The 21,408-nt window shown below is 70.0% G+C and carries 15 protein-coding genes; 8 read left to right on the top strand and 7 right to left on the bottom strand.

Annotation, left to right across the window (positions count from 1 at the left end; translation table 11 throughout):
- Positions 1–6 precede the first annotated feature (6 nt).
- On the top strand, positions 7–1,059 hold the full coding sequence (locus ACQ86G_RS13610; RefSeq protein ID WP_431261045.1) for a LacI family DNA-binding transcriptional regulator: 1,053 nt from the start codon (positions 7–9) through the stop codon (positions 1,057–1,059).
- Between the two features lie 192 nt (positions 1,060–1,251).
- Here the strand turns inward: ACQ86G_RS13610 and ACQ86G_RS13605 are convergent, their stop codons facing one another.
- Together ACQ86G_RS13605 and ACQ86G_RS13600 are read right to left on the bottom strand one after the other, a co-directional pair.
- A complete protein-coding gene (locus ACQ86G_RS13605; RefSeq protein WP_431261044.1) occupies positions 1,252–1,482 on the bottom strand; it encodes a hypothetical protein in 231 nt (76 codons plus the stop codon).
- A gap of 77 nt (positions 1,483–1,559) precedes the next feature.
- Positions 1,560–1,766: a Blp family class II bacteriocin gene (locus tag ACQ86G_RS13600; protein ID WP_431261043.1), complete on the bottom strand. Its 207-nt coding sequence runs from the start codon at positions 1,764–1,766 to the stop codon at positions 1,560–1,562.
- A 438-nt stretch (positions 1,767–2,204) separates the two neighbouring features.
- On the opposite strand from ACQ86G_RS13600, the gene ACQ86G_RS13595 reads away from it, so the two are divergent.
- Complete coding sequence (locus tag ACQ86G_RS13595; protein WP_431261042.1) at positions 2,205–4,583, top strand: TonB-dependent receptor plug domain-containing protein; 2,379 nt, start codon at positions 2,205–2,207, stop codon at positions 4,581–4,583.
- Between the two features lie 115 nt (positions 4,584–4,698).
- Here the strand turns inward: ACQ86G_RS13595 and ACQ86G_RS13590 are convergent, their stop codons facing one another.
- The 4 genes from ACQ86G_RS13590 to ACQ86G_RS13575 form a co-directional block, all read right to left on the bottom strand.
- Complete coding sequence (locus ACQ86G_RS13590; protein ID WP_431261041.1) at positions 4,699–5,121, bottom strand: cold-shock protein; 423 nt, start codon at positions 5,119–5,121, stop codon at positions 4,699–4,701.
- A gap of 201 nt (positions 5,122–5,322) precedes the next feature.
- On the bottom strand, positions 5,323–7,311 hold the full coding sequence (locus ACQ86G_RS13585) for a prolyl oligopeptidase family serine peptidase (RefSeq protein ID WP_431261040.1): 1,989 nt from the start codon (positions 7,309–7,311) through the stop codon (positions 5,323–5,325).
- A 153-nt stretch (positions 7,312–7,464) separates the two neighbouring features.
- A complete protein-coding gene (gene guaD / locus ACQ86G_RS13580; RefSeq protein WP_431261039.1) occupies positions 7,465–8,778 on the bottom strand; it encodes a guanine deaminase in 1,314 nt (437 codons plus the stop codon).
- Positions 8,779–8,856: 78 nt separating this feature from the next.
- On the bottom strand, positions 8,857–9,825 hold the full coding sequence (locus tag ACQ86G_RS13575; protein WP_431261038.1) for a LysR family transcriptional regulator: 969 nt from the start codon (positions 9,823–9,825) through the stop codon (positions 8,857–8,859).
- A 173-nt stretch (positions 9,826–9,998) separates the two neighbouring features.
- Between ACQ86G_RS13575 and xdhA the strand changes: the two genes are divergently transcribed.
- From xdhA to ACQ86G_RS13545, 6 genes are all read left to right on the top strand, one after another.
- Positions 9,999–11,549 (top strand): xanthine dehydrogenase small subunit, encoded by a 1,551-nt coding sequence (gene xdhA, locus ACQ86G_RS13570; RefSeq protein WP_431261037.1) that lies wholly within the window; start codon positions 9,999–10,001, stop codon positions 11,547–11,549.
- Positions 11,546–13,951 carry a xanthine dehydrogenase molybdopterin binding subunit gene (xdhB, locus tag ACQ86G_RS13565; protein ID WP_431261036.1) on the top strand — a complete coding sequence of 802 codons (2,406 nt, stop codon included), beginning with the start codon at positions 11,546–11,548 and terminating at the stop codon, positions 13,949–13,951. Before xdhA ends, xdhB begins: the two co-directional genes overlap by 4 nt.
- A gap of 260 nt (positions 13,952–14,211) precedes the next feature.
- Positions 14,212–15,840, top strand: coding sequence for a phosphoethanolamine transferase (locus ACQ86G_RS13560; RefSeq protein ID WP_431261035.1), 1,629 nt, complete (start codon positions 14,212–14,214; stop codon positions 15,838–15,840).
- Between the two features lie 70 nt (positions 15,841–15,910).
- A complete protein-coding gene (locus ACQ86G_RS13555) occupies positions 15,911–16,570 on the top strand; it encodes a response regulator (RefSeq protein ID WP_431261034.1) in 660 nt (219 codons plus the stop codon).
- Positions 16,567–17,988 carry a sensor histidine kinase gene (locus tag ACQ86G_RS13550; RefSeq protein ID WP_431261033.1) on the top strand — a complete coding sequence of 474 codons (1,422 nt, stop codon included), beginning with the start codon at positions 16,567–16,569 and terminating at the stop codon, positions 17,986–17,988. Before ACQ86G_RS13555 ends, ACQ86G_RS13550 begins: the two co-directional genes overlap by 4 nt.
- 54 nt (positions 17,989–18,042) lie before the next feature.
- Entirely contained in the window at positions 18,043–18,618 is a 576-nt protein-coding gene (locus ACQ86G_RS13545) for an outer membrane beta-barrel protein (protein ID WP_431261032.1), read from the top strand.
- Positions 18,619–18,650: 32 nt separating this feature from the next.
- Here ACQ86G_RS13545 and ACQ86G_RS13540 read toward each other — a convergent pair whose 3' ends face one another.
- Positions 18,651–21,347, bottom strand: a complete 2,697-nt coding sequence (locus ACQ86G_RS13540; protein WP_431261031.1) for a DUF2339 domain-containing protein — start codon at positions 21,345–21,347, stop codon at positions 18,651–18,653.
- Positions 21,348–21,408: the final 61 nt, after the last annotated feature.

Raw genomic sequence — 21,408 nt, 5'->3', positions numbered from 1 at the left:
TTTCCCATGAAGAGAAAGAAGCCCCTCCTGTCGACGTCCAGCGAGGTCACGCTGGGCATGGTGGCCACCGCCAGCGGCGTCTCGCCGAGCACCGTCTCGCGCGTGCTCAGCGGCGCCGCGCAGGTGAGTTCGGACAAGGCCGAGCGCGTCCGGCGCGCGATCGACGAACTGGGGTTCGTGCCCAACACCATCGCCCGCGCGCTGGCCGACGGCCGGACCTTCAACGTCGGGCTGCTGGCGCAGTACTTCGAGAGCCCGTTCTACGCACTGATGCTGCGCGGCATCGAGGAGGTGCTGACGCCCGCGGGGTACGGCCTCGTCGTGGCGAGCGGACACTGGCAGCCCGAGGAGGAGCAGCGCTGCATCGCCTCGCTGCGGTCGCGACGCGTGGACGGGATCATCGTGCTGACCGGCGGATTGAGCGATGAGTTCCTCGCTGCGCTCGCGCGCGAGCTGCCCGTCGTCGTGACCGGTCGCGCGCTGCGGGCGGACGGTCTTCATGCCTTGAAGACGGACGACCTCGAAGGCGCGCGCGTGGCGACCCGGCACCTGATCGAACGCGGACACACACGCATCGCGTTCATCAGCGGCGATCCGGCGCATGCGGATTCGTCCGAACGAGAGCTCGGCTATCGCGCGGCGTTCGCCGAGGCGGGTCTCGCCGTCGACGAGGCCTTGATCGGCGGCGGCAACTATTGCGAAGTCGGCGGCGCCGCGGCGATGACCCGAATGCTCGACCAGGGCCTGCAGTTCACGGCCGTCTTCGCCGCCAACGACCAGATGGCGGCTGGCGCCGCGCGCGTGCTGCACAGCCGCGGCTTCCGCATTCCGGAGGACATCTCGCTCGTCGGCTACGACGATCTCCTGAACACCGCGCATGCCAGCCCGCCGCGCACGACCGTCGACGTCCACATCGCAGAACTGGGCCGCCGCGCGGCCGCGGCGATGCTGGAGCTGCTGCGGACGGGCGGCTCGGCGATCCAGCCGCCGATGCCTCAGCTGATCGTGCGGGAGTCGACCCGGCGCCTGCAGCCTTCGGCGGCGGACGCCTGCCGATGAACTGACCCGCTCTGACCTTGCTTTTCGTCAACTGCCCGTCACAAATCCTCGGCAGAATGCAAGGCATCCGAGACAACAACCGGCTGCACTACTGGGCAGAAAGCTGGAACCCGTCACCAGCGTCACGGATACCCTTTTCCGAAACGAAGCCACCCGAGGGGTGGCTTCTTTCATTGGAAGTTCAAGAAGCCCTCACTGCGAGGACAGCCTCCAGATGCGCCTTCCAAAGAGCCCGACCATGATCGGGCCGAAACCCAGGCTCACCACCAGCAGCTTCCAGTTCGCATCGAAGTGCCCATCGATGACTACCCCGATGGCGACGAACAGGCCGAAGAAGAGCATCGACAGCCCGAACGAAAAGAAGATCAGAAACCTCCGCGGCCCAGCGGCACGGAGCTTCTCGAGATTCAGCAGATCGAGCACAAGTCCTCCTGTAGGGAAAAAGAATGCATGCCGTCCGACGACGGCACACCCAACGACATGTCGGCCCATGGACCCAGTTAGTGTGCGAGCCAGCAGTGGTACAGCGCTCCGCCGACCGCGCCGATCGCGGCTCCGCCCAGGAACCCCATCGGGTTGGCACCGGTCACCGCGAAACCGGCAAAGCCACCGGCAAGGGCCCCTTTCCCGATGTCGCTCAGCAAGGCATCAGAGACGCCCCCAGCAACCAGATCCAACTCTTCAAGCGTGAGTTCACGCATTTCCATTTGTTGACTCCAATGAGGATGAAGAAGCGACGAACCAGCGTGTCGTCGTGCCCCGCTCGTGACTGATCAGCGAGCGCCTTCAATGTGCCGAGCGCGTCCAGCGCAGCCAATGACATGAGTCAGTACACAGCACTGACGCCTTCCACCCATCCAAGGCGGATATCACTCAAATTGGCTAAATGTGCTTGGGTTCAGGCCCGCATTTGCGGGGTTTCCACCTAATCGCGTCGCGCCCGCCCATCACCTTGGGTAAAGAACTTTGAAAGTCCGCGCCCGCCTCCGTTGCGAAACGTACAGCGTGCGATCCTTTCGACCAATCCGCGACCGATAGCCGATGCATTGCCCTCGCCATCGTCCGCGGCTCCCCCCACAACCCTGTTTCGCGCTTCCGTCCCAGCCATCGCCAGATCGGGCCGCGCTTGCTCCTGCCATTGCCCAATGACAAGCACCCGCCGACCAGCCCTGCATCCGCTCTCCTTCGCCCTCCTGCTGGGCCTGAGCGCCTCCGCCTGGTCCCAGACCACGCCGCCCGCCCCCGCCACGGCGCCCGCGAAAGCGCCCACACCGACCCCTGAGCGCTCGCGCCCCGCCGCCCCGCCCGCCACGAAGGAAGCCGACAACCCGACCCAGCTCGACCGCGTCGAGATCCAGGGCACCTCGCGCGACGACGACCAGCGTCGCGCCTCCACCGCGTCGAAGATCATCATCGGCCGCGAGGAGATCGAGCGCTACGGCGACTCGACCATCGGCGAGGTGCTCAAGCGCCTGCCCGGCGTCACCACCGGCGGCCGCCCCGGCCGCGGCGGCGAAGTCCGCATGCGCGGCATGGGCGGCGGCTACACCCAGATCCTCGTCAACGGCGAACGCATGCCCCCGGGCTTCTCGCTGGACGAGCTCCCGCCCGAACAGATCGAACGCATCGAGGTGATGCGCGCGCCCACCGCCGAGTTCGGCGCGCGCGCCATCGCCGGCACCATCAACGTCGTCCTGCGCGAGGCCATCCAGCGCCGGCTCAACGAGGTCCGCCTCGCCACCACCTTCGAGCGCGACCACGTCACCCCGCACTTCAACTGGACCCGCAACGACAAGATCGGCGACAACGGCGACGCCTACAACTTCACCGTCAACGCGATGCAGCACAAGCGGCTGGACGACATCGACTCGCAGTCGTTCACCCAGCGCTTCGACAAGGACACCGGCGCGTTCAAGAGCGACACCCTGCTCCAGACCCGCGGCCAGACGTCCGACGAGCGCAAGTCGCTCAACATGACCGGCCGCCTGCAACTGCGCCTGGACGGCGGCGACACCCTCGCCATCCAGCCCTTCGTGATGGTCAACCGCGGCAGCGGCGGCAGCAGCTCCCGCCAGACCCAGTCCGCCGTGCCCGACGAGGACAGGTTCGAGCGCATCAAGTACGACACCGCCACCAACGACAGCAGCAGCCGCTCCGCCATGGCGCGCCTGAACCTGCAGTGGAACAAGCGCTTCGATGAGCACACCCGCATGGAGACGCGCGTCGGTGCCGGTCGCATGACGATGGACAGCAGCGCCCATCGCGAGGAGGACCTCGACAGGACGCCGGGCGTCTTCTTCCGCACCCAGGACGACACGACGAAAAGCCGCGACAAGCAGTGGAGCGTCAACCTCAAGCTCACGCACCAGATGGACGGCGAGCACAACCTCGTCGCCGGCGTCGAGGGCGAAGGCACCGAGCGCACCCAGACCCGCGGCTGCACCGAGGTCTACGGCGACACGATGGTCTCCGGCAACTGCGCCTACCTGGCCGACTTCGGCGAGAACGTCAGCGCCTCCACCCGCCGGCTGGCCGTGTACGGCCAGGACGAGTGGAGCGTCGGCAAGGAATGGGGCTTCTACGCCGGCTTGCGCTGGGAAGGCATCCAGACCGACAGCGCCAACAGCGAAGGTCCGGTCAAGAACACGTCCAGCGTCCTCACGCCCCTGCTGCACGCCGTCTACAAGATCGACGAGAAGAGCCGCGAGCAGATCCGCGCCAGCCTGACGCGCAGCTACAAGGCGCCCAACCTGAACGATGTGATCGGTCGCCTCAGCATCAACAACCAGTACACGTGCAAGCGGCCGCAGGAGCTCTGCGGCCCCAATGAGATCAACTACCCGGACCGCTTCGGCAATCCCGACCTGAAGCCGGAGATGGCCACTGGCGTCGAGATCGGTTACGAGAAATACCTTTCGAAGGGCGGCCTGCTCAGCGCCAACTTCTTCTACCGCCGCATCACCGACCTGATCCGCAGCCAGGCCGAACTCGAGACCGTGCCCTACGCCAGCGTGCAGCGCTATGTCGTGCGGCCGCGCAACATCGGCGACGCCAAGACCTACGGCGTCGAGCTCGAGGCCAAGTTCCGCCTCGACGAATATCTCACCGACGCGATCCCGGTCAACGTGCGCAGCAACCTGTCGCTGTTCCACTCGGCGGTGGACGGCATCCAGGGCCCGAACAACAAGCTCGACCAGCAACCGCGCTACACCGCCAACCTCGGCGCGGACTACCGGCTGCGCTCGGTGCCGCTGACGCTGGGCGCCTCGCTGAACTACACGCCGACGACGCTGCTGCAGCAGAGCGACCAGGTGCTCAACGACATCGACAAGAAGCGTGTCATCGACCTCTCCGCGATGTGGACCTTCTCGCCCGTGGTCGCCGTGCGCGTCGCCGCCAGCAACCTGGTGCCGCTGACCTTCGGCAACGGCAGCATCGCCACCACGCCGGGCCGCATCGTCACCAGCGAGAGCACCGGCCGCAGCTTCACCGTGTGGACCGTCCGCCTCGAACTGAAGGTGTGATCCGACACCCGCAGGCGCAAAAGGCTGCCCGCGAGGGCAGCCTGAGAAGAGCGGGGCAGTTGGCCTCCGCGAGGGCGACGGGGCTGCAGAGGCCAGCCCCAAGGAGTCAACCGGTTCAGCGGCGCGAGGGGCTCTGCGCCTGGGTCTGGGTCTGCGCCTGGTCCTTGCCGGCGACGGCGTGGCTGGCAGGCGACCACACGGTGGCGCCCACACCCAGCAGCAGCAGCACCAGGACGGTCCACGTCAGCGGCGACGTGCGACGGCGGGCGATCGGACGCGGCGGACGCGAGCCCGTGCGGGCGGGACGCAGCTGCGACGGCAGCTTGTATTCCTGCAGACGATGCACCCGCACCGCCTGTTTGCTGCCGTCACTTCTGGACACAACCTCGAAGCTCAGGCGCTCGCCTTCGCGCGGCGGTTGACCGTCCATCGGGAAGGCCGACACATGCACGAACAGCGCATCACCGCCCTGCTCCGGCTTCATCATCCCGTGGCCGCGCTCGGCGTACCAACTTTCCAACCTGCCATCGAATCGCATGATCTGATCCCCCATCGTGTAGAAACCCGACGCGCCCCGCCGGCTCGTGGCCTGCGGCGGCGTCCTGGACCGGGCGCTTCTCTCTCAATCCTGACGAAAAGGCCCGGCGCAGGGCCGGGCTCTTTTGGTGTGTGGGGGCATCGTGCCGAACACCGTGCGAGGCACGGCAACAGCCTGTAAACCGTGCAACTTCACACGGTTTTAGTTCTTCAGGCCGGGCTTCAGATACTTGTCGAGGAATTCGAGCACTTTCTGGTTGGCCTCGATCTGGTTCTTCTTCTTCGAGAACCCGTGGCCCTCGTCGTCGAAGACGAGGTACTCGACCGGCACCCCGTTCTTCTTGACGGCGTCCACGATCTCGTCGCTCTCGGGCTTGATCACGCGCGGATCGTTCTTGCCCTGGATCACCAGCAGCGGCTTGCGGATCTCCTTGGCATGGAACAGCGGCGAGGTCGCGATCAGGAAGTCCTTGTCCTTCACCGGATCGCCGATCTCCAGGTACAGCGCCTTGCGGAAGCTCTCCCAGTAGGGCGGGATCGATTCCAGCGTGCGCAGCCAGTTGGACACGCCGAAGATGTCGATGCCGACCTTGAAGGCTTCCGGCCGGAAGGCCATCGCCGCCAGCGTCATGTAGCCGCCGTAGCTGCCGCCCATGATGCCGATGCGTTCGGGATCGATGACCCCGGTGCCGGCCAGGTAGGTCTTGGCCTCGATGCAGTCCCACAGCGGCTCGCGGCCGTGCTTGCCGTCGTCGGCGGTGAAGAAGGTCTTGCCGTAACCGGAGCTGCCGCGGTTGTTGATGCCCAGCACCGCGTAGCCGTGATTGACCAGGTACTGCACCATCGCCGCGTAGCCGCGCGTGGTCTGGCCGCCCGGGCCGCCGTGCACCATCACCACGGCCGGCACCTTGCGGGTCGGCGAGGCCTCCTTCGGCTCGTAGTAGACCGAGGGGATCTCCATCCCGTCGAACGAGCGGAAGCGCACGATGCGGCCTTCGACGAGCTCCTCCGGATCGATGTCCTTGGACAGCGTGCGTGTCAGCTGCTTGGCCTGCTTCGTGCCGAAGTCGTAGACATAGAGGTTGCTCGGCGAGCGGTCGCCGTTCAGGTAGAACGCCATGCGCTGGCTGCTCTTCGAGAAGGTCACGCCGCGCAGTTCGCCGCCGGGCAGCTTGGGCAGCGTCACCGGCTTGCCGTCAGCGGTCTGCACGATGCGCAGTTCCAGGCTGGCGTCGGCGTTGACGCCGGTCACGCGGTAGCGCCCGTCGCGCGAATAGCTGCTGTAGACGATGTCCCAGTCCGCCTTCTCCAGGTCGCGCTTCTGGCCCGAGGCCAGGTCGTAGGCGATCAGGCGCTGGAACTCGGAGCCTTCGTTCGAGAGGATCAGCAGCGTCTTCGATTCCGGATCGAAGTCCGTCGTGCTGAACGAGGCCACGCCCTGGTGCGGCGTCAGATGCTTCGTCTCCTTCGACTGCGTGTCGTACAGGTAGACGTCCGAATCCGCCGTCGTGTTGGTCTTGCCCAGCGCCACCCAGCGGCCGTCGCCGCTGACGTCGAACACCGCGTTGCCGTCGTTGTTCTGGTAGATCAGCGTGCGGGCGTAGGTCTTCGCGTCGTAGCGGTAGACGTCGATGTAGCGCGCGTCGCGCTCGTTGGTCGTGACGAAGAAGGCGTCGCCGTCGCGGCTCCAGCCGGTGAAACCGGCCTTGACCTTGTCGCCGGGGGTCAGGTCGCGCTCGCTGCCGTCGAGTTCGCGCACGATCAGGTGGTTGTTCTCGTTGCCGCCCTGGTCGCGGGTGAACAGCACGCGGTCGTCGTTGCGGAAATAGCCCACGGCGTAATGGCTCTCCGTCGTGGACTTCGTCAGCGCCACCGGCTCGCCGCCGTCGACGGACTGGCTGTAGACGTTGAAGATCCCGGTCGCATTGCTGCTGAACAGGATGCGGCGCTCGTCCTGCGAGAACGACGCGCCGCGGACGGACGTCGTCGCCATGAACTGCTCGATCGTGTAGGGCTTGGCGGGGCGCGGCTGCGCGGGCCTGGCCTGCGCCTTGGCCGTGGCGGCCGTCGCGGGGGTCTTCGCGACCTTCTCCGTCGCGGCCTGCGACGGCATCGCCGTCACGGCGGCCAGGGCCACGCACAGGGCCGTCAGCGCGAGACGCGGCGCGCCCTTCGGGGACAACTTCGTCATCGGGGATCTCCTCTCCTGATCGGTCCCGGGGACGTCCCGGGATCCCCCGACTGTAGGCATCAGGGTCAGGCTTTGACCATCCCGGCTTCCACGCGCTGCGCCCTGCCCCGACAGGCCGCATCCAGGCGCGATGAACGGGAAACGCCGGTATCGTCAGGGCCGCCGGTAGCGCGGCACGCCCGCGACGTAGCTCGCGACCAGGTTGCGGTCGTCCGACAGCGTCATCCAGGCGAAGGCGCGTTCATGCGGGTCGCGGGCCAGCGCCATGCGGGCCTCGGCGACCGGGCCGGCGGCCCAGTCCCAGATGCAGACGTCGGCGAGCGTCCTCGTCCCGAAGTGGCCCAGCTCGTCCGCCAGCCCCAGCGCCTCGGCCGCGCCGAGCGTCGCCGCATGCAGCCCCGCCCAGGCGGTCAGCCGCTGGCCGTTGAGCGCCTGCACCTTGTAGCCGTCCGCCAGCGTCCGCTGCGCCGACAGCGAGGTGCCGCCGCCCACGTCGCTGGCCGCGCTCACGCGCACGCCGGCCTCCAGCGCGCCGGGCCAGTCGAACAGGCCGCTGCCCAGGAACAGGTTGGACGACGGGCAATGCGCGATGTGGGCGCCCGTGCGCGCGACGACGCGGCGGTCCTCGTCGTCCAGCCAGATGCCGTGCGCCAGCACCGCGCGCGGGTGCAGCAGGCCGACGCGGTCGTAGACGTCGAGGTAGCTGCGCGCCTCGGGGAAGAGCTTCGCGACCCATTCGACCTCGCCACGGTTCTCCGCGACATGGGTCTGCATGTAGAGGCTGGCATCGGCGCGGCACAACGCGCCGGCCATCGCGAGCTGCTCCGGCGTGCTCGTCGGCGCGAAGCGCACGGTGACGGCATAGGACAGGCGCTCGCGCTGGTGGTGCTTCGCGATGAGGTCGAGGCAATCACGCTCGGCCTGCTTCACATCGTCCCGCAGCGCCTCCGGCGCGTGGCGGTCCATCAGCACCTTGCCGGTGATCAGGCGCATGCCCCGCTCGGCGGCGGCGTCGAACAGCGCATCGGCCGAGACCTTGTGCACCGTCGGATAAACGACCGCCGACGTCGTGCCGTGCGCCAGCAGCGCGTCGAGGAAACGACCCGCGCCGATGCGCGCGACCTCGGGGTCCTGGTAGCGCTGCTCGGCGGGGAAGGTGTAGGTGTTGAGCCAGTCCAGCAGCTCGGTGCCGTAGGACGCGATCACGTCCAGCTGCGGGCTGTGCACATGGGTGTCGACGAAGCCCGGCAGGATCAGCCGGCCGCTGTGGTCGTGACGGACCCAACCCTCGCCCGGATCCCCGGCCTGCGCGCCGACGATGCGGCCGTCCTCGACCAGCAGCCAGTGATCCGGACGGAAGCGCACGGCGGGGTCGTCCACGCGCGCCCAGTGCGGCGCGGCGGTGAAGTCCAGCAGGTCGCCTTTCAGGGCCAGGCGTGCCGGAGCGGCGGATCGGTCGGTCGTCATGCGGTCAGGAATGGAGAGTCGGAAGAAGGGGGATCGGAAGAGAACGTGTCGGAAGCAGGCGATTCGAGCCGGCGTGCATCAGGCGGCCGGCTTCACAAGCTCGCGCGCGACATCGCGCACCTGCTCGCGCAGCCAGCGCAAGGGCGCGCTGTTGTGGCTGACGTCGTGCCACAGCTGGTAATAGGTCATCGGCGGGAACGCCACCGGGCAGCGCAGCACCGTCACCGGCAACTGATCCAGGTAGCGGTTGCAGAACAGCCGGCCGGTGGTCAGCACCAGCAAGCTGCGCGCCACCATCTGTGGCAGCTGCCCGAAGTGGGCGCAGCGCACCGCGATGCGGCGCTCCAGCCCGAGCGAGGCCAGGTGCTGCTCGATCACGCCCGGCTGGCCGCGGCTCAGCGGCATCGGCGCCAGGTGCTGGCAGTCGAGATAACGCTCCTGCGTCCAGGCGCGCGGCGCCATCCGCGCGGCGGGATGGTCCTGGCTGACCAGGCAGACGACCTCGTCCACCAGCAGCCGGCCCATGTGGAGCTCGCCGGGCGGCTCCAGCCAGTTGCCGATGACGAGGTCCACCTCGCCCCGCGCCAGCGAGGCCCGGTAGTCGAAGTCCGCGTTCAACGGCTGCAGGTCGAGTTGCACGCCCGGCGCCTGGCGCTGCAGGTGCGCGACCAGCATCGGCAGGAACAGCGGGTCGAGGTAGTCGCTCGCGGCGACGCGCAGCCGCAGCTCGGCGGTCGCGGGATCGAAACCGGTCTTGCGCAGCCGCGCGCCGAAGAGCTCGTCGGCCTCGCGCAGCAGGCGCTCGGCCGGGCCCAGCAGCTCCAGCGCGGTCGCGGTCGGCGTCATGCCGGTGCCGCTGCGCACCAGCAGCGGATCGCCCGTCAGGGTGCGCAGACGCCGCAGCTGCGCGCTCAAGGCGGGCTGCGTGCTGCCGAGCCGCATGGCGGCCCTGGACACACTGCGCTCGGAAATCAAGGTATGCAGGACCCGCACCAGAAGGAGGTCGATCTTGTCGAAGTTCAGCGCTTCCGACATGGCCCACGGCATATAGAAGTCATAACCTCCATCGTATAACCATAGCGACGTCGGAGGAGTACCGTTCCGGATAAGTGCATCCGGCGCCGTTCACCGCCACTCTCACTGGCTTCCCGCCCGTTCCTCGCCCGCTTCTTGCTTGCCAGACAGCGTCCTTTCCGGCGCGCCCAGCCTCGCTTCCGTCCATGACCTCTCCCCGTCCGATCCGCTTCTTCCACCAGGGTCAGCTGCAGTCCGTGTCCGGGCTGCCGCCGACCACCACGGTGCTGCAGTACCTGCGCGAGCACGCCCGCTGCGCCGGTACCAAGGAAGGCTGCGCCGAAGGCGACTGCGGCGCCTGCACAGTGCTGGTCGGCGAGTTGGACGCTGAAGGTCAGGCCGTCGAACTGCGCAACGTCAACGCCTGCATCCAGTTCCTGCCGATGCTCGACGGCAAGGCGCTGCTGACGGTCGAGGACCTCGGCCACAGTGCCGACCTGAACCCGGTCCAGCAGGCGCTGGTCGACTGCCACGGCTCGCAATGCGGGTTCTGCACGCCCGGCTTCGCGATGACGATGCAGGCGATCTATGAGCGGCACCAGGCCTGCGGGACGCGACCGGAGCGTCAGGCGCTGGCCGACGACCTCGCCGGCAACCTGTGCCGCTGCACCGGCTACCGGCCGATCCTGGATGCGGGCGAGCGCATGTTCGACGCGCCCGTGCGCATCCTCGACCGCGCGCCCCTCGTCGAGGCACTGCGGGTGCTGGCCGAGGATCCTCCGCTCCATTACGAAGCGCCCTCGCGCGCCGGTTCGACTCAGCGGGTCTTCGCGCCGCGCACGATCGACGAGTTCGCCGCGCTGCGCGAATCGATGCCGCAGGCGCGGCTGGTCGCCGGCGCGACCGACGTCGGCCTCTGGGTCAACAAGCAGCAGCGCGAGCTCGGCGACGTGATCCTCACGGGGCGCGTCGAGGAACTGCGCCGCATCGACATCATTGCCACGCGGGACGCCGATGGCGGCGGCAGCAACGGCAACGGCACCACCCTGCGCATCGGCGCATCGGTGACGCTGGAAGACGCCTGGTCCGCGCTGACCGCGCGCGTGCCCGCCCTGCGCGAGCTGTGGCTGCGCTTCGCATCGCCGCCGGTGCGCCACGCCGGCACGCTGGGCGGCAACATCGCCAACGGTTCGCCGATCGGCGACGGCGCCCCGGCGCTGATCGCCCTGGGCGCGCGCATCGTGCTGCGCCGCGGTGCGTCGCAGCGCACGCTGCCGCTCGAGGCCTTCTACCTGGACTACATGAAGAACGCGCTCGAGCCCGGCGAATTCGTCGAGGCGCTCGAGGTCCCCACCCCGCCGCCCGGCACCCGGCTGCGCGGCTACAAGCTCGCCAAGCGATACGACAGCGACATCTCCGCCGTCTGCGCGGTGCTGAGCCTGCGGCTCGAGGACGGCGTCGTGCGCGATGCCCGCTTCGCGTTCGGCGGCATGGCGGCGATCGTGAAGCGCGCGGCGAAGGCGGAAGCCGCCGTCACCGGCCGCGCCTGGGACGAGGCGGCCTCGATCGCCGCGGCCGCCGCGCTGAAGGAAGACTTCAAGCCGATGACCGACCTGCGCGCGAGTGCGAGCTACCGCGAGCGCACCGCCGCGAACCTGATCCGCCGCTTCTGGCTGGAGACCCGCGCGAACGCGCCGCTCCCCGCCGGGTCCACCAGCATCTGGCAGGCCGTCAACCTGCAGCGGAGCGTCGCATGAACAAGCCGTCGGAACTGCCGGTCGGCTTCGCGGCCGACGCACCGCCCGCCGCGCTGCAGCCGCAGGTCGGCGTCAGCCGCGCGCACGAGGCCGCGCACCTGCATGTCAGCGGCGAGGCGACCTACATCGACGACATCGCCGAGGCGCAGGGCACGCTGCACGCGGCGCTGGGCCTCTCGCCGATCGCGCATGGCACGCTCGTCTCGATCGACGTCGAGCTGCTGCGCCGGCAACCGGGCGTCGTCGCGGTGCTGACCGCCGCCGACATCCCCGCCGAGAACAACTGCGGCCCGCTGCTGCACGACGATCCCATCCTCGCCGACGGCGAACTGCGTTACGTCGGCCAGCCGGTCTATGCGGTGATCGCGACGGACCGCGAGCTCGCGCGTCGCGCCGCCGCGATGGCGAAGCAGGTCATCGTCGGCACGCCGCTGCCGGCGGTGCTGACCGCGCGCGAGGCCCATGCCATCGGGCAGTACGTCATCCCGCCGATGCACCTGGCGCGCGGCGACGCGGCCGCGGCGCTGGCCGCCGCACCCCACCGCCTCGACGGTGAGTGGGCCGTCGGAGGACAGGAACAGTTCTACCTGGAAGGCCAGATCAGCTACGCGCTGCCGCAGGAGAACCAGGCGCTGCTGATCCACTGCTCGACGCAGCATCCATCGGAGATGCAGCAGCTGGTCTCGCACGCGATGGGCTGGCAGTCGCATCAGGTCACGGTGCAATGCCGGCGCATGGGCGGCGGCTTCGGCGGCAAGGAATCGCAGTCGGCGCTGTTTGCCTGCGTTGCGGCCATCGCGGCGAACAAGCTGCGCCGTCCGGTCAAGCTGCGCGTTGATCGCGACGACGACTTCCTCGTCACCGGTCGCCGTCACGGCTTCGACTACCGCTGGTCGGTGGGGTTCAACGACGAGGGGCATGTCCTCGCCGCCGAGATCGACCTGATCTCCAACTGCGGCCACAGCGCCGACCTGTCGGGACCGGTGATGGCGCGCGCGCTGTGCCACTTCGACAACGCCTACTGGCTGCCGGACGTCGCCATGCACGGCTACGCCGCGAAGACGAACACGCAGAGCAACACGGCCTTCCGCGGCTTCGGCGGCCCGCAGGGCGCACTGGCGATCGAGATGATCCTCGACGGCGTCGCGCGCAAGCTGGGCCTCGATCCGCTCACGGTGCGGCAGCGCAACTTCTATCGCGACGGCCAGGACGTGACGCCCTACGGTCAGCGCGTCGAGGACAACCAGATCCGTCCGCTCACGGACGAGCTGGTCGAGACCTCGGGCTACCACGCGCGGCGCGCGGAGATCGCCGCGTTCAACGCGGCCAACCCGGTGCTCAAGCGCGGGCTGGCGCTGACGCCGGTGAAGTTCGGCATCTCGTTCAACGTCGTCCACCTGAACCAGGCGGGCGCGCTGGTGCATGTCTACACGGACGGCTCGGTGCTGGTGAACCACGGCGGCACGGAGATGGGCCAGGGGCTCAACACCAAGGTCGCGCAGGTGGTGGCGCACGAGCTGGGCGTGCCGGCGTCGCAGGTGCGCGCGAGCGCGACCGACACCAGCAAGGTCGCCAACACCTCGGCGACGGCGGCGTCCACCGGCTCGGACCTCAACGGCAAGGCGGCGCAGGACGCGGCGCGCAAGATCAAGCAACGCCTGAAGCCGCTGGCGGCGCGGCTGCTCGGCTGCGATGAACACGCGCTCGTCTTCGACGGCGGCGAAGTGCGCGTCGACGAACGCAGCGATGGCAACGGCGACGGACATCGCGAAGGACTCGACAGCCCGAAGTCGATCGGCTTCAAGGCGCTTGTCGCCAAGGCCTACCTGGAGCGCATCCAGCTCTGGAGCGACGGCTTCTACGCCACGCCCGGCCTGCACTGGGACCGCGCGAAGCTGCAGGGCCACCCGTTCTACTACTACGCCTTCGGCGCGGCAGTGGCGGAGGTGCTCATCGACACGCTGACCGGCGAGACGCGCGTGCTGCGCGCGGACGTGCTGCACGACGTCGGCAGGTCGCTCAATCCGGCGCTGGACATCGGCCAGGTCGAAGGCGCGTTCGTGCAGGGCCAGGGCTGGCTGACCAGCGAGGAGCTGGTGTGGCATCCGCAGTCCGGCCTGTTGCTGACGCACGCGCCGAGCACCTACAAGATCCCGACGGCCAACGACATGCCTCAGGATTTCCGCGTCGCGCTCTACGACGCACCGAACGCGGCGGACAGCATCCACCGCTCGAAGGCGGTCGGCGAGCCGCCGCTGCTGCTGCCGTTCTCGGTGCTGCTCGCGATCAAGGACGCGGTCGCGGCCTGCGGGCCCGAGCGCTGCGATCCGCCGCTGCGCGCGCCGGCGACGCCGGAGGCGGTGCTGGATGCGGTGGAAGCGGTGACGTCGACGTCGCAGTGACGTCAGCGGCTAGCAGGACCGCGACGATGTCGCGGTCGTCGGCGATCACGGGGAACAGGAACAGCCCGAAGTAGAAGAGCAGCGCGGCGGAGCGGTCGACGCCGATCGCCGGCTGCCGGCCGGACCTGAAGTCCCGCTGAAGATCCCCGCAGGACGGACCGTCCGTCGTCGCAAGTCCGACCGATCGCCTCCGTGGCTAGGATCCCGCCTTCCCTTGAGAAGGTCGCCGACGCCCGTCGCCCGGCAGCGACCGCGTCGACATGCCTGAACCTTCCCCGGCGTCGCGCCGGACCCGGCCGGTCGCGGCCGCGCTCCTGTGCGGGCTGCTGCTCCTGTCCTTCGTGCTGGCCCACGACGGCCGCCGCATCGCGCAGGTCGCCGTGCTGGCCCTTCCCGCCCTGCTGTGGTTGCGGCTGCGCGTGAGCGATCCGCGCTGGCGTCGCGTCCGACTCGTGGCGGTCGGCGCGGTCCTGGTGCTGTTCCTGCTCGACAGCGCCGTCCGTGCCTTCCTGCAGGCCGGCTACCGCGCGCTGCCCGACAGCGCGCTGGTCCTGTCCGCGGTGGCCAACACGACGCCGCACGAGGCCCTCGAGTTCGCGGCATCGCAGGGTGCGTCGCTCGCCGGCCAGGGCGTCCTGCTGGTGGCGGTGATCGTCGGCGCCCTGCGCCTGCTGACGGTCTGCAACCGGCACGAGGCGGCCTTGCGTCGCCCGGAGCGCTGGGCCATGGCGCTGCTGGTGCTGGTCTGCGTCGCCAGCCTCGCCATCAAGCCCTGGCGCCGGCATCACCCGCTCGTGTACTGGCCCGCCTGGGTGGCGTCCGCCCACGCGCTGCAGCGCGACTGGTCGGACCAGCAGCAGCAGCGGGACGCGCTGCTGTCGAATGCGCGCCAGGCCGGCGTGCGCTTCACCGGGACCGGACCGTCGACCGTCGTGCTGGTGCTCACCGACAGCGTCAACCGCGACAACATGAGCCTCTACGGCTACGTCCGGCCGACCACGCCGCAGCTGGCCGCGCTGCAGCAGGACGAGCGGGAGCGGATGCTCACCCTGCGCCATGCCTGGTCGGTCGAACCCGGCACGGTGGCCTCGCTCAGCGGCCTCTTCAGCTTCGGCACGCGGGACGCGGACGACCCGGTGGACCGGACGCACCATGTGCTGGCGCTGGCTCGCGCCGCGGGCTACCGCGTCTGGTGGATGAGCAACCACGACGACACCGCCATCGAGCAGCAGCATGCGCGTCTGGCCGACTCGCTGGAGATGATCAATCGGGAGTCTGGCCGCTCCGGCGCCAGCCTGGACGGGGAGTTGCTCGACTGCCTCGAGGAGGCCTTGTCGGATCCGGCACCGCGCAAGCTGATCGTCGTGCACCTGCTGGGCGCGCATCCGCACTACCGCCTGCGGGCACCGGCCGATGCGCCGTTGATGGCCATCGCGACGGACGCTGTGGACGCGGAAATGGTGGACGAGGGGCGACCCGCCTGGCTGCGTGCGTCCCGCCGCGCCTACGACCGCGCGATCGCGTATCACGACACCGTGGTGGCGGCATCGCTGCGCCTGACCCGCCGGCATGCGCCCCGGAACGGCGACGCGGCCTGGATGTTCCTCTCGGACCACGGCCAGGAGGTGGGCCACGACATCAGCCACGCCGGCCACAGTCCCGGCACGCCGGCCGGATACCGGATCCCGGCACTGCTGTGGCGTCAGGGCGCGGCCTTCGATGCCCGGACCGCCGGTCGGCCGTTCCGGGCGGACTGGGCCGGCTGGACGCTGACCGACCTGATGGCGCTGGAGTGGCAAGGCGCCCGGCACGACCGCAACGTCCTGGATGCCCGGTATGTCTGGCAGGCGCCGCGACTGGCGGCGCCGGTCGAGCGCTTCGACCAGTAGCGGTCTCGCCGCCGGCCGGCCGCCTTGCGCCAGAATGCGCGCCACCCCAGCGACTCCACCGCCACGCCGCATGCACCTCCTTCTCATCGAGGACGACCTCGAACTCGGTCGCGCCCTGCAGGCCGCGCTCCGGATCGAGGGCCACAGCAGCGAATGGCTGCGCCGCATGGCCGACGCGCCGGTCCGGCTGGATCCGGATGCGCAGGACGCCGTCCTGCTCGATCAGGCCCTGCCCGACGGCGACGGTCATCAGTTGCTGACGCGCTGGCGACGCCAGGGCAGCACGGTGCCGGTGATCGTGATCACCGCGCGGTCGGCGCTGCAGGACCGGCTCGCCGGCTTCGACGGCGGCGCCGACGACTACGTGGTCAAGCCCTTCGAGATCCCCGAACTGATCGCCCGCATGCGGGCGGTGGTGCGTCGCGGCGCCCAGCAGGCCGACGACTGCTGGCGCCTGGGCGCGCTGACGATCGAGTCCGGCCGCCGACGCGTGCTGCTCGAGGGCATCGAGCTGTCGCTCTCGCCGCGCGAATTCCAGCTGCTGATCGAGCTCGCGCGCGAACGCGGCGGCGTGGTCGCCAAGCACGCGCTGGCGCAACGGCTGTCGCCGCTGGGTGAACCGCTGGACTTCGGCACGCTGGAAGTGCACCTGGCCAACCTGCGCCGCAAGATCGGCGCCGCACGCATCGGCACCGTGCGCGGCGTCGGCTACTGGCTGGACTGCGCATGACGCGCCCGCCGACGCGCCTGCCGACGGTCCGGTCCGGCCGCTGGCTGCGTCCGACGCTGACCCGGCGCCTGATCGGCGCGCTGCTGGTCGCCATCGCGCTGCTGGCAGCCCTGGTGCTGGTCCAGGACCAGATCGACGTGCGGGAGCAGCTCGCCACCGATCCCGGCGTGCGGCAGCTCGGTCGCCAGCTGGCCGCGGGACTCGATGAAATCGAGGATGCCGGGCAGGCGACCCGGCTGATCGCCGGCCATGCGCGCTACCTCCATGCGCAACGCCAGTGGCAGCGGCAGCATGTCGACCTCGTGACCGGCGATGTGCTGCTGCAGCTCTACGACCGGTCCGGGACTTTGCTCTACGCCTCCGCGGACGCCGCCCCCATCGCCCGCCTGGGCGTCGGCGAACAGGTCCTGGCCGGGCGACGCCACTGGACCTGGCGGGCGGACGGGCCGCGCTGGTCGCTGCGGGTGGCCGAGCCTGCCATCGACAACACCCGCCTGCTGGGTTTCGCCAGCTGGGAGCTGTCCAAGCAGCTGCTGCTGGCCCTGCCGCTGATGGTCCTGCCGCTCTGGGTGGCTGTGCGGACCGGCCTGGCGCCGTTGCGCCGCTTCACGCGCCGCATCGAGGGCATCGATGCGGAAGCCGCGCTGGCGCCGCTGGGCATGGATCTGCGGTACGCCGAGCTGCGCCCCCTCGGCCGGGCCTTCGATACCCTGCTGAGGCGCCTGCGCGAGCGGGTCGAGCGCGAGCAGTCCTTCGTCCATGACGCGGCCCATGAACTGCGGACGCCGCTGGCGGTGATCGCCGCGCAGGCGCACGTGCTCCTGCATGCGGAGGAACCGGCGGCCCGCGGCGAGGCCTCGGCGGCGATGCTCGACGCCATCGCGCGGAGCGCGCGCCTGTCGCAGCAGTTGCTGGATCTCGCGTCGCTCGACCCGCGCGCCGCGCCCGCCGCCGAAGCCGTCGACATCGCCGCCTTCAGCGCGCGCCTGCTGGCGGAGCGGAACGCGGACGCCCGGCAACGAGGGCTGGCCCTCTCGCTGGACGCACCGGACCAGGTGCTGGCGCGCCTCGATCGCGGGGCCCTGGCGTCGATCCTGCAGAACCTGCTGGACAACGCGTTGCGCTACGTGCCCGCGGGCGGCCGCATCGAGGTCGTCCTGGCGGTCGACCCGGACGGCGGACTGCGTCTGAGCGTTGCCGACGACGGCCCCGGGATCGCCGAGCCCGATCGGGCGCGGGTGTTCGACCGCTTCTGGCGGGGACCGGGCCACGACCAGCCGGGATCGGGCCTGGGTCTGGCGATCGTGCGGCAGGCTGCCGAGCGCCTGGGCGGCCTCCTCACCGTGGAGACCGGACTCGACGGCCGGGGCGTGCGCTTCGAGCTGCGGGTGCCGGCCGCGATCTTGGGCATTCCTTAAGGTCCGCGTTTCCAGAATGGCGGCGTCAATGTCGACAGCCTTCTGAAAGCAGCAGTGAAGACGTTTCCGCACCGACTTCTCGCCACGATCCCGCTGGCATGGATCGCCTCGGCGGCGCTGGCCGCCGATCCCTACGCGGGGCTCTCGTGGGCCACGCCCGGCGAGGCGCGCCTGGACATCGGTCCCTCGACCACGATCAGGAACGACAACCACCCCACCGCCCTGCGGCTGTACGGCGGCCTGCGCTTCAGCCCCGAATGGTCGGTGGAGGCGGGTTACGGCGCCTTCGGCCACTGGCGATTCACGGATCCGACGCCCGGCTCCCGCGACACGGCGCGGATCTCCTCCGATGTCTTCTCGCTCGCGGGGCGCTACACGGTGGACCTGGACGACACCTTCGCGGTGTTCGGCAAGGCCGGTCTGGCGCTGAACCGCTTCCGGTACCGGGACTCGCTGGGGCAGTCGGCCCGTGACCGCCTGGTGCGTCCGATGTGGGGCCTCGGCGTCGAGGCCAGGTTCGGCGACCGGCTGTCCGTGCCGTTGGAATTCGAATCCTTCGGCGGCGGGCGGACGCAGCTCGGCGAGTTCCGCCAACGCAAGCTGGAGATCGGCGTGAAGCTCGGCTTCTGACCGTCACGCCGGCCGCGTCGATGGTGACGCGGCTACCCGTGCGACGCCGGTTCCCGGGCCGGCGGCTGCGGCGCCAGATAGCCGGCCATCAGGAACAGCGCCCCCATGCCGAGCAGGCTGCCGACGATGCCCATCGGCGACAGCGCCAAGCTGCCCAGCGACAGCAGCAGCTTGACCGCCGAGCCGGCCAGGACGGCGGCCGAGACCTGCCAGGCCAGGCGGCGACCGCCGCGCGTGCTCAGGAACAGGAAGCCCACGCCGACGGCAGCCAGCGCCACCGGCAGCAGGTAGCTGCTCCACGCGAGCAGGAACGCCTGCCGCGGCGCATCGGTGAGGCCGCGGACGATCACATAGCTCATCGCCACGCCGACCGCCGTGGCGGCAACGCTGCGGACCTGCGCGGGCACGCCTTCGCCGAGCTGCCACCAGGTCACCAGCGCGGCATGGAACGATGCCGCCGCCAGCACCCATTCCACGCTGTTCGTGCCTGCATCGGGCCAGGCCGCAAGCACCAGCGGAATCGGAGATCCCAGCAGCGCCGCGTGCGCCACGCTGGCGGACGTGATGAAGAACTCCCTGGCCGACGGCGCATCGACGCGCAGCCGGCGCGACGCATGCGCGAAGGCTGCGGTACCGGCCACGGCGAGCAAGGTGACCAGCGACCAGCTGCTGTTGAAGACGAAGGCCACGACCGCCGGCAGCAGGTGCGCGAGCCAGAGCAGCGCCTTCGCGCGCTCCGCCGCGCCGGGGCTGAGCGTCCGGCGCAGCGACAGGAAGGCCGCCGCCGCGCCGAAGACCACGGGCGCGACCAGCGCGCCGAGCGCCAGCGCCCGCGGCGCCTCCTGCGCCACGGTCAAGGTCGCCAGCCATCCTCCGGCCAGCACCGCCGCGTAGATGGAGCGGACGAGGGTGACGTCGGACGGCGTCGCATCGCGCGCGCCCTGCGTGGTCGTGGTCGTGGTCGTGGTCGTGGTCGTGGTCGAGGTCGAGGACGACGTGGAACGGCCCAGCACATGCGCCAGCAGGGTCGCCGCGAGCATGAGCAGCGTGAACATCGGCAGCAGCTCGAAGCCGAGTCCGACATGGCGGTACGAGAGCACCGCCGCCGCCGCGACGGTCACGGTCGCCGCCAGCCCGGCGTCGACCGCCCGTCCCTCGCGCTGCATGCGCAGCGACAGCGCGAGGCCCGCCAGCAGCAGCAAGGCGACGGGCCACGACGCCGGCACGTCGAGCACCGCGAGGGCGCCGACCGCCACGAGGCCGCGCGCCACGAGGCGCCGGAAGACGGATTGCGCGCGGGTCGTCAGCGTCAGGATGGCGCCCTCGGCGAACAGGCCGAAGCTCGCGACCGACCGCGCGAGGTCGCCCTGCACCAGTCCGGCCGCCACGCTCAGCGCGCTCAGCACCCAGGCGGTCTCGCGCAGCGCCTGCTGCCGGAACACCTTGAGGCCGATGAAGGCGAGCACCGCCGCCGTGACGAAGGCGACGACCAGGAACGCGGTCGGCGCGAGCAGCCAGCTCTCCAGCGCCAGGAACACGACGGCGGTCGTCGAGAAGCAGGCGCTGAGGATCGGGATCTCGCGCGCTGGAGCGGACGACACATCACCGCGCGCCACCTCGGCGGGGCTGTGACGATGCGCCCAGGCCAGGGCCCAGCCCGCGAACTGGACGACGTAGGCCAGCAGCAGCGCCTGCTGCTGCCACGCGGGCAACGCGGGCTCGTGGCTCGCACCCACGTAGGCCAACGAGGCCAGGCCCGTGGCGCAGACGTGGGCGTGGATGCCGATCTCCAGCCAGCGACGCGACAGGCTCACCCACAACGCGAAAGTCGTGACGATGAGGCCGTAGCCCAGATTGAACAGCAGGCCGGCGTGACCGTACATGGCCAGCAGCGGCGCGGCATAGGCGCCGAGGAAACCGACACCGGCCAGGACCTTCGCGTCCTCCTTCAACGCGCGATACACCAGCGCGCCGGCGATCGCCGTGAAGAGGACCAGCGCGACGGTCGGCGAGACGACCTCGTACACCGACGCGCCGACATAGGTCGCGAGGAAACCGATGGCGGCGGCGCCGCCCTGCACGACCTGACCCCACAACGTGTTGCGCGCGCTCAGCCGGATGCCGGCGACCCCGAGCGCCGCTCCCGCGCCCCATCCCAGCGACACCTTGGCGAGCGGCGACAGCAGATGGCCCCATTCGATGGAGCGGAACAGCACCACGAAGCCGAGCAGCAGCAGGACGATGCCGGCGACGGCGAAGAGGTTCCTGCGCAGCAGGTCGAAGAACGCCACCTGCCACTGCGGCATGGCGGGAGTCGCGGGCGGTTTCGGGACGGTGCGGGGCGCCGCCGGCGCGGATGGCGAAGGTGCTGCTGCGATCGGCGCCTCGGCTGACGCGAGCGCAGCCGTCGCCGCCGTCACCGACAGGGGCATCGACTGGTCGCTGTGCTGAGGAAGGGGCGACGTCACTGCCGACGGTGCGACGACGGACGCTGTCGCAGGCATTGCAGGCGGCGGTGCAGGCGTCGACGTCGACGAAGTCGGCTCTGCGGTCGACTTCAACGCTGCCGCTGCGGCTGCCGGTGACGTGATGCCCTGCGGCCCATGCCGCGCCGCGTTCTGCGTCGCGAGCTGCTCCTCCAGGACCCGGACGCGCCGCTTCACGTTGGTGAGTTGCCACCACAGATAGCCCAGGGCGGCGAGCAGGCAGAAAGCTTCGAAGGAATCCATGTCGCGCGCGGCCGGAGCAGGTCGGGGGAAGGCCCGAAGTGTCTTTCAGGCGCGAACCGCG

Source organism: Roseateles chitinivorans, assembly GCF_050632145.1.
GTDB lineage: Bacteria > Pseudomonadota > Gammaproteobacteria > Burkholderiales > Burkholderiaceae_C > Roseateles > Roseateles chitinivorans_B.
Note: the sequence above shows the minus strand (reverse complement) of the source record. Positions and strands in the feature narration are given on the sequence as shown.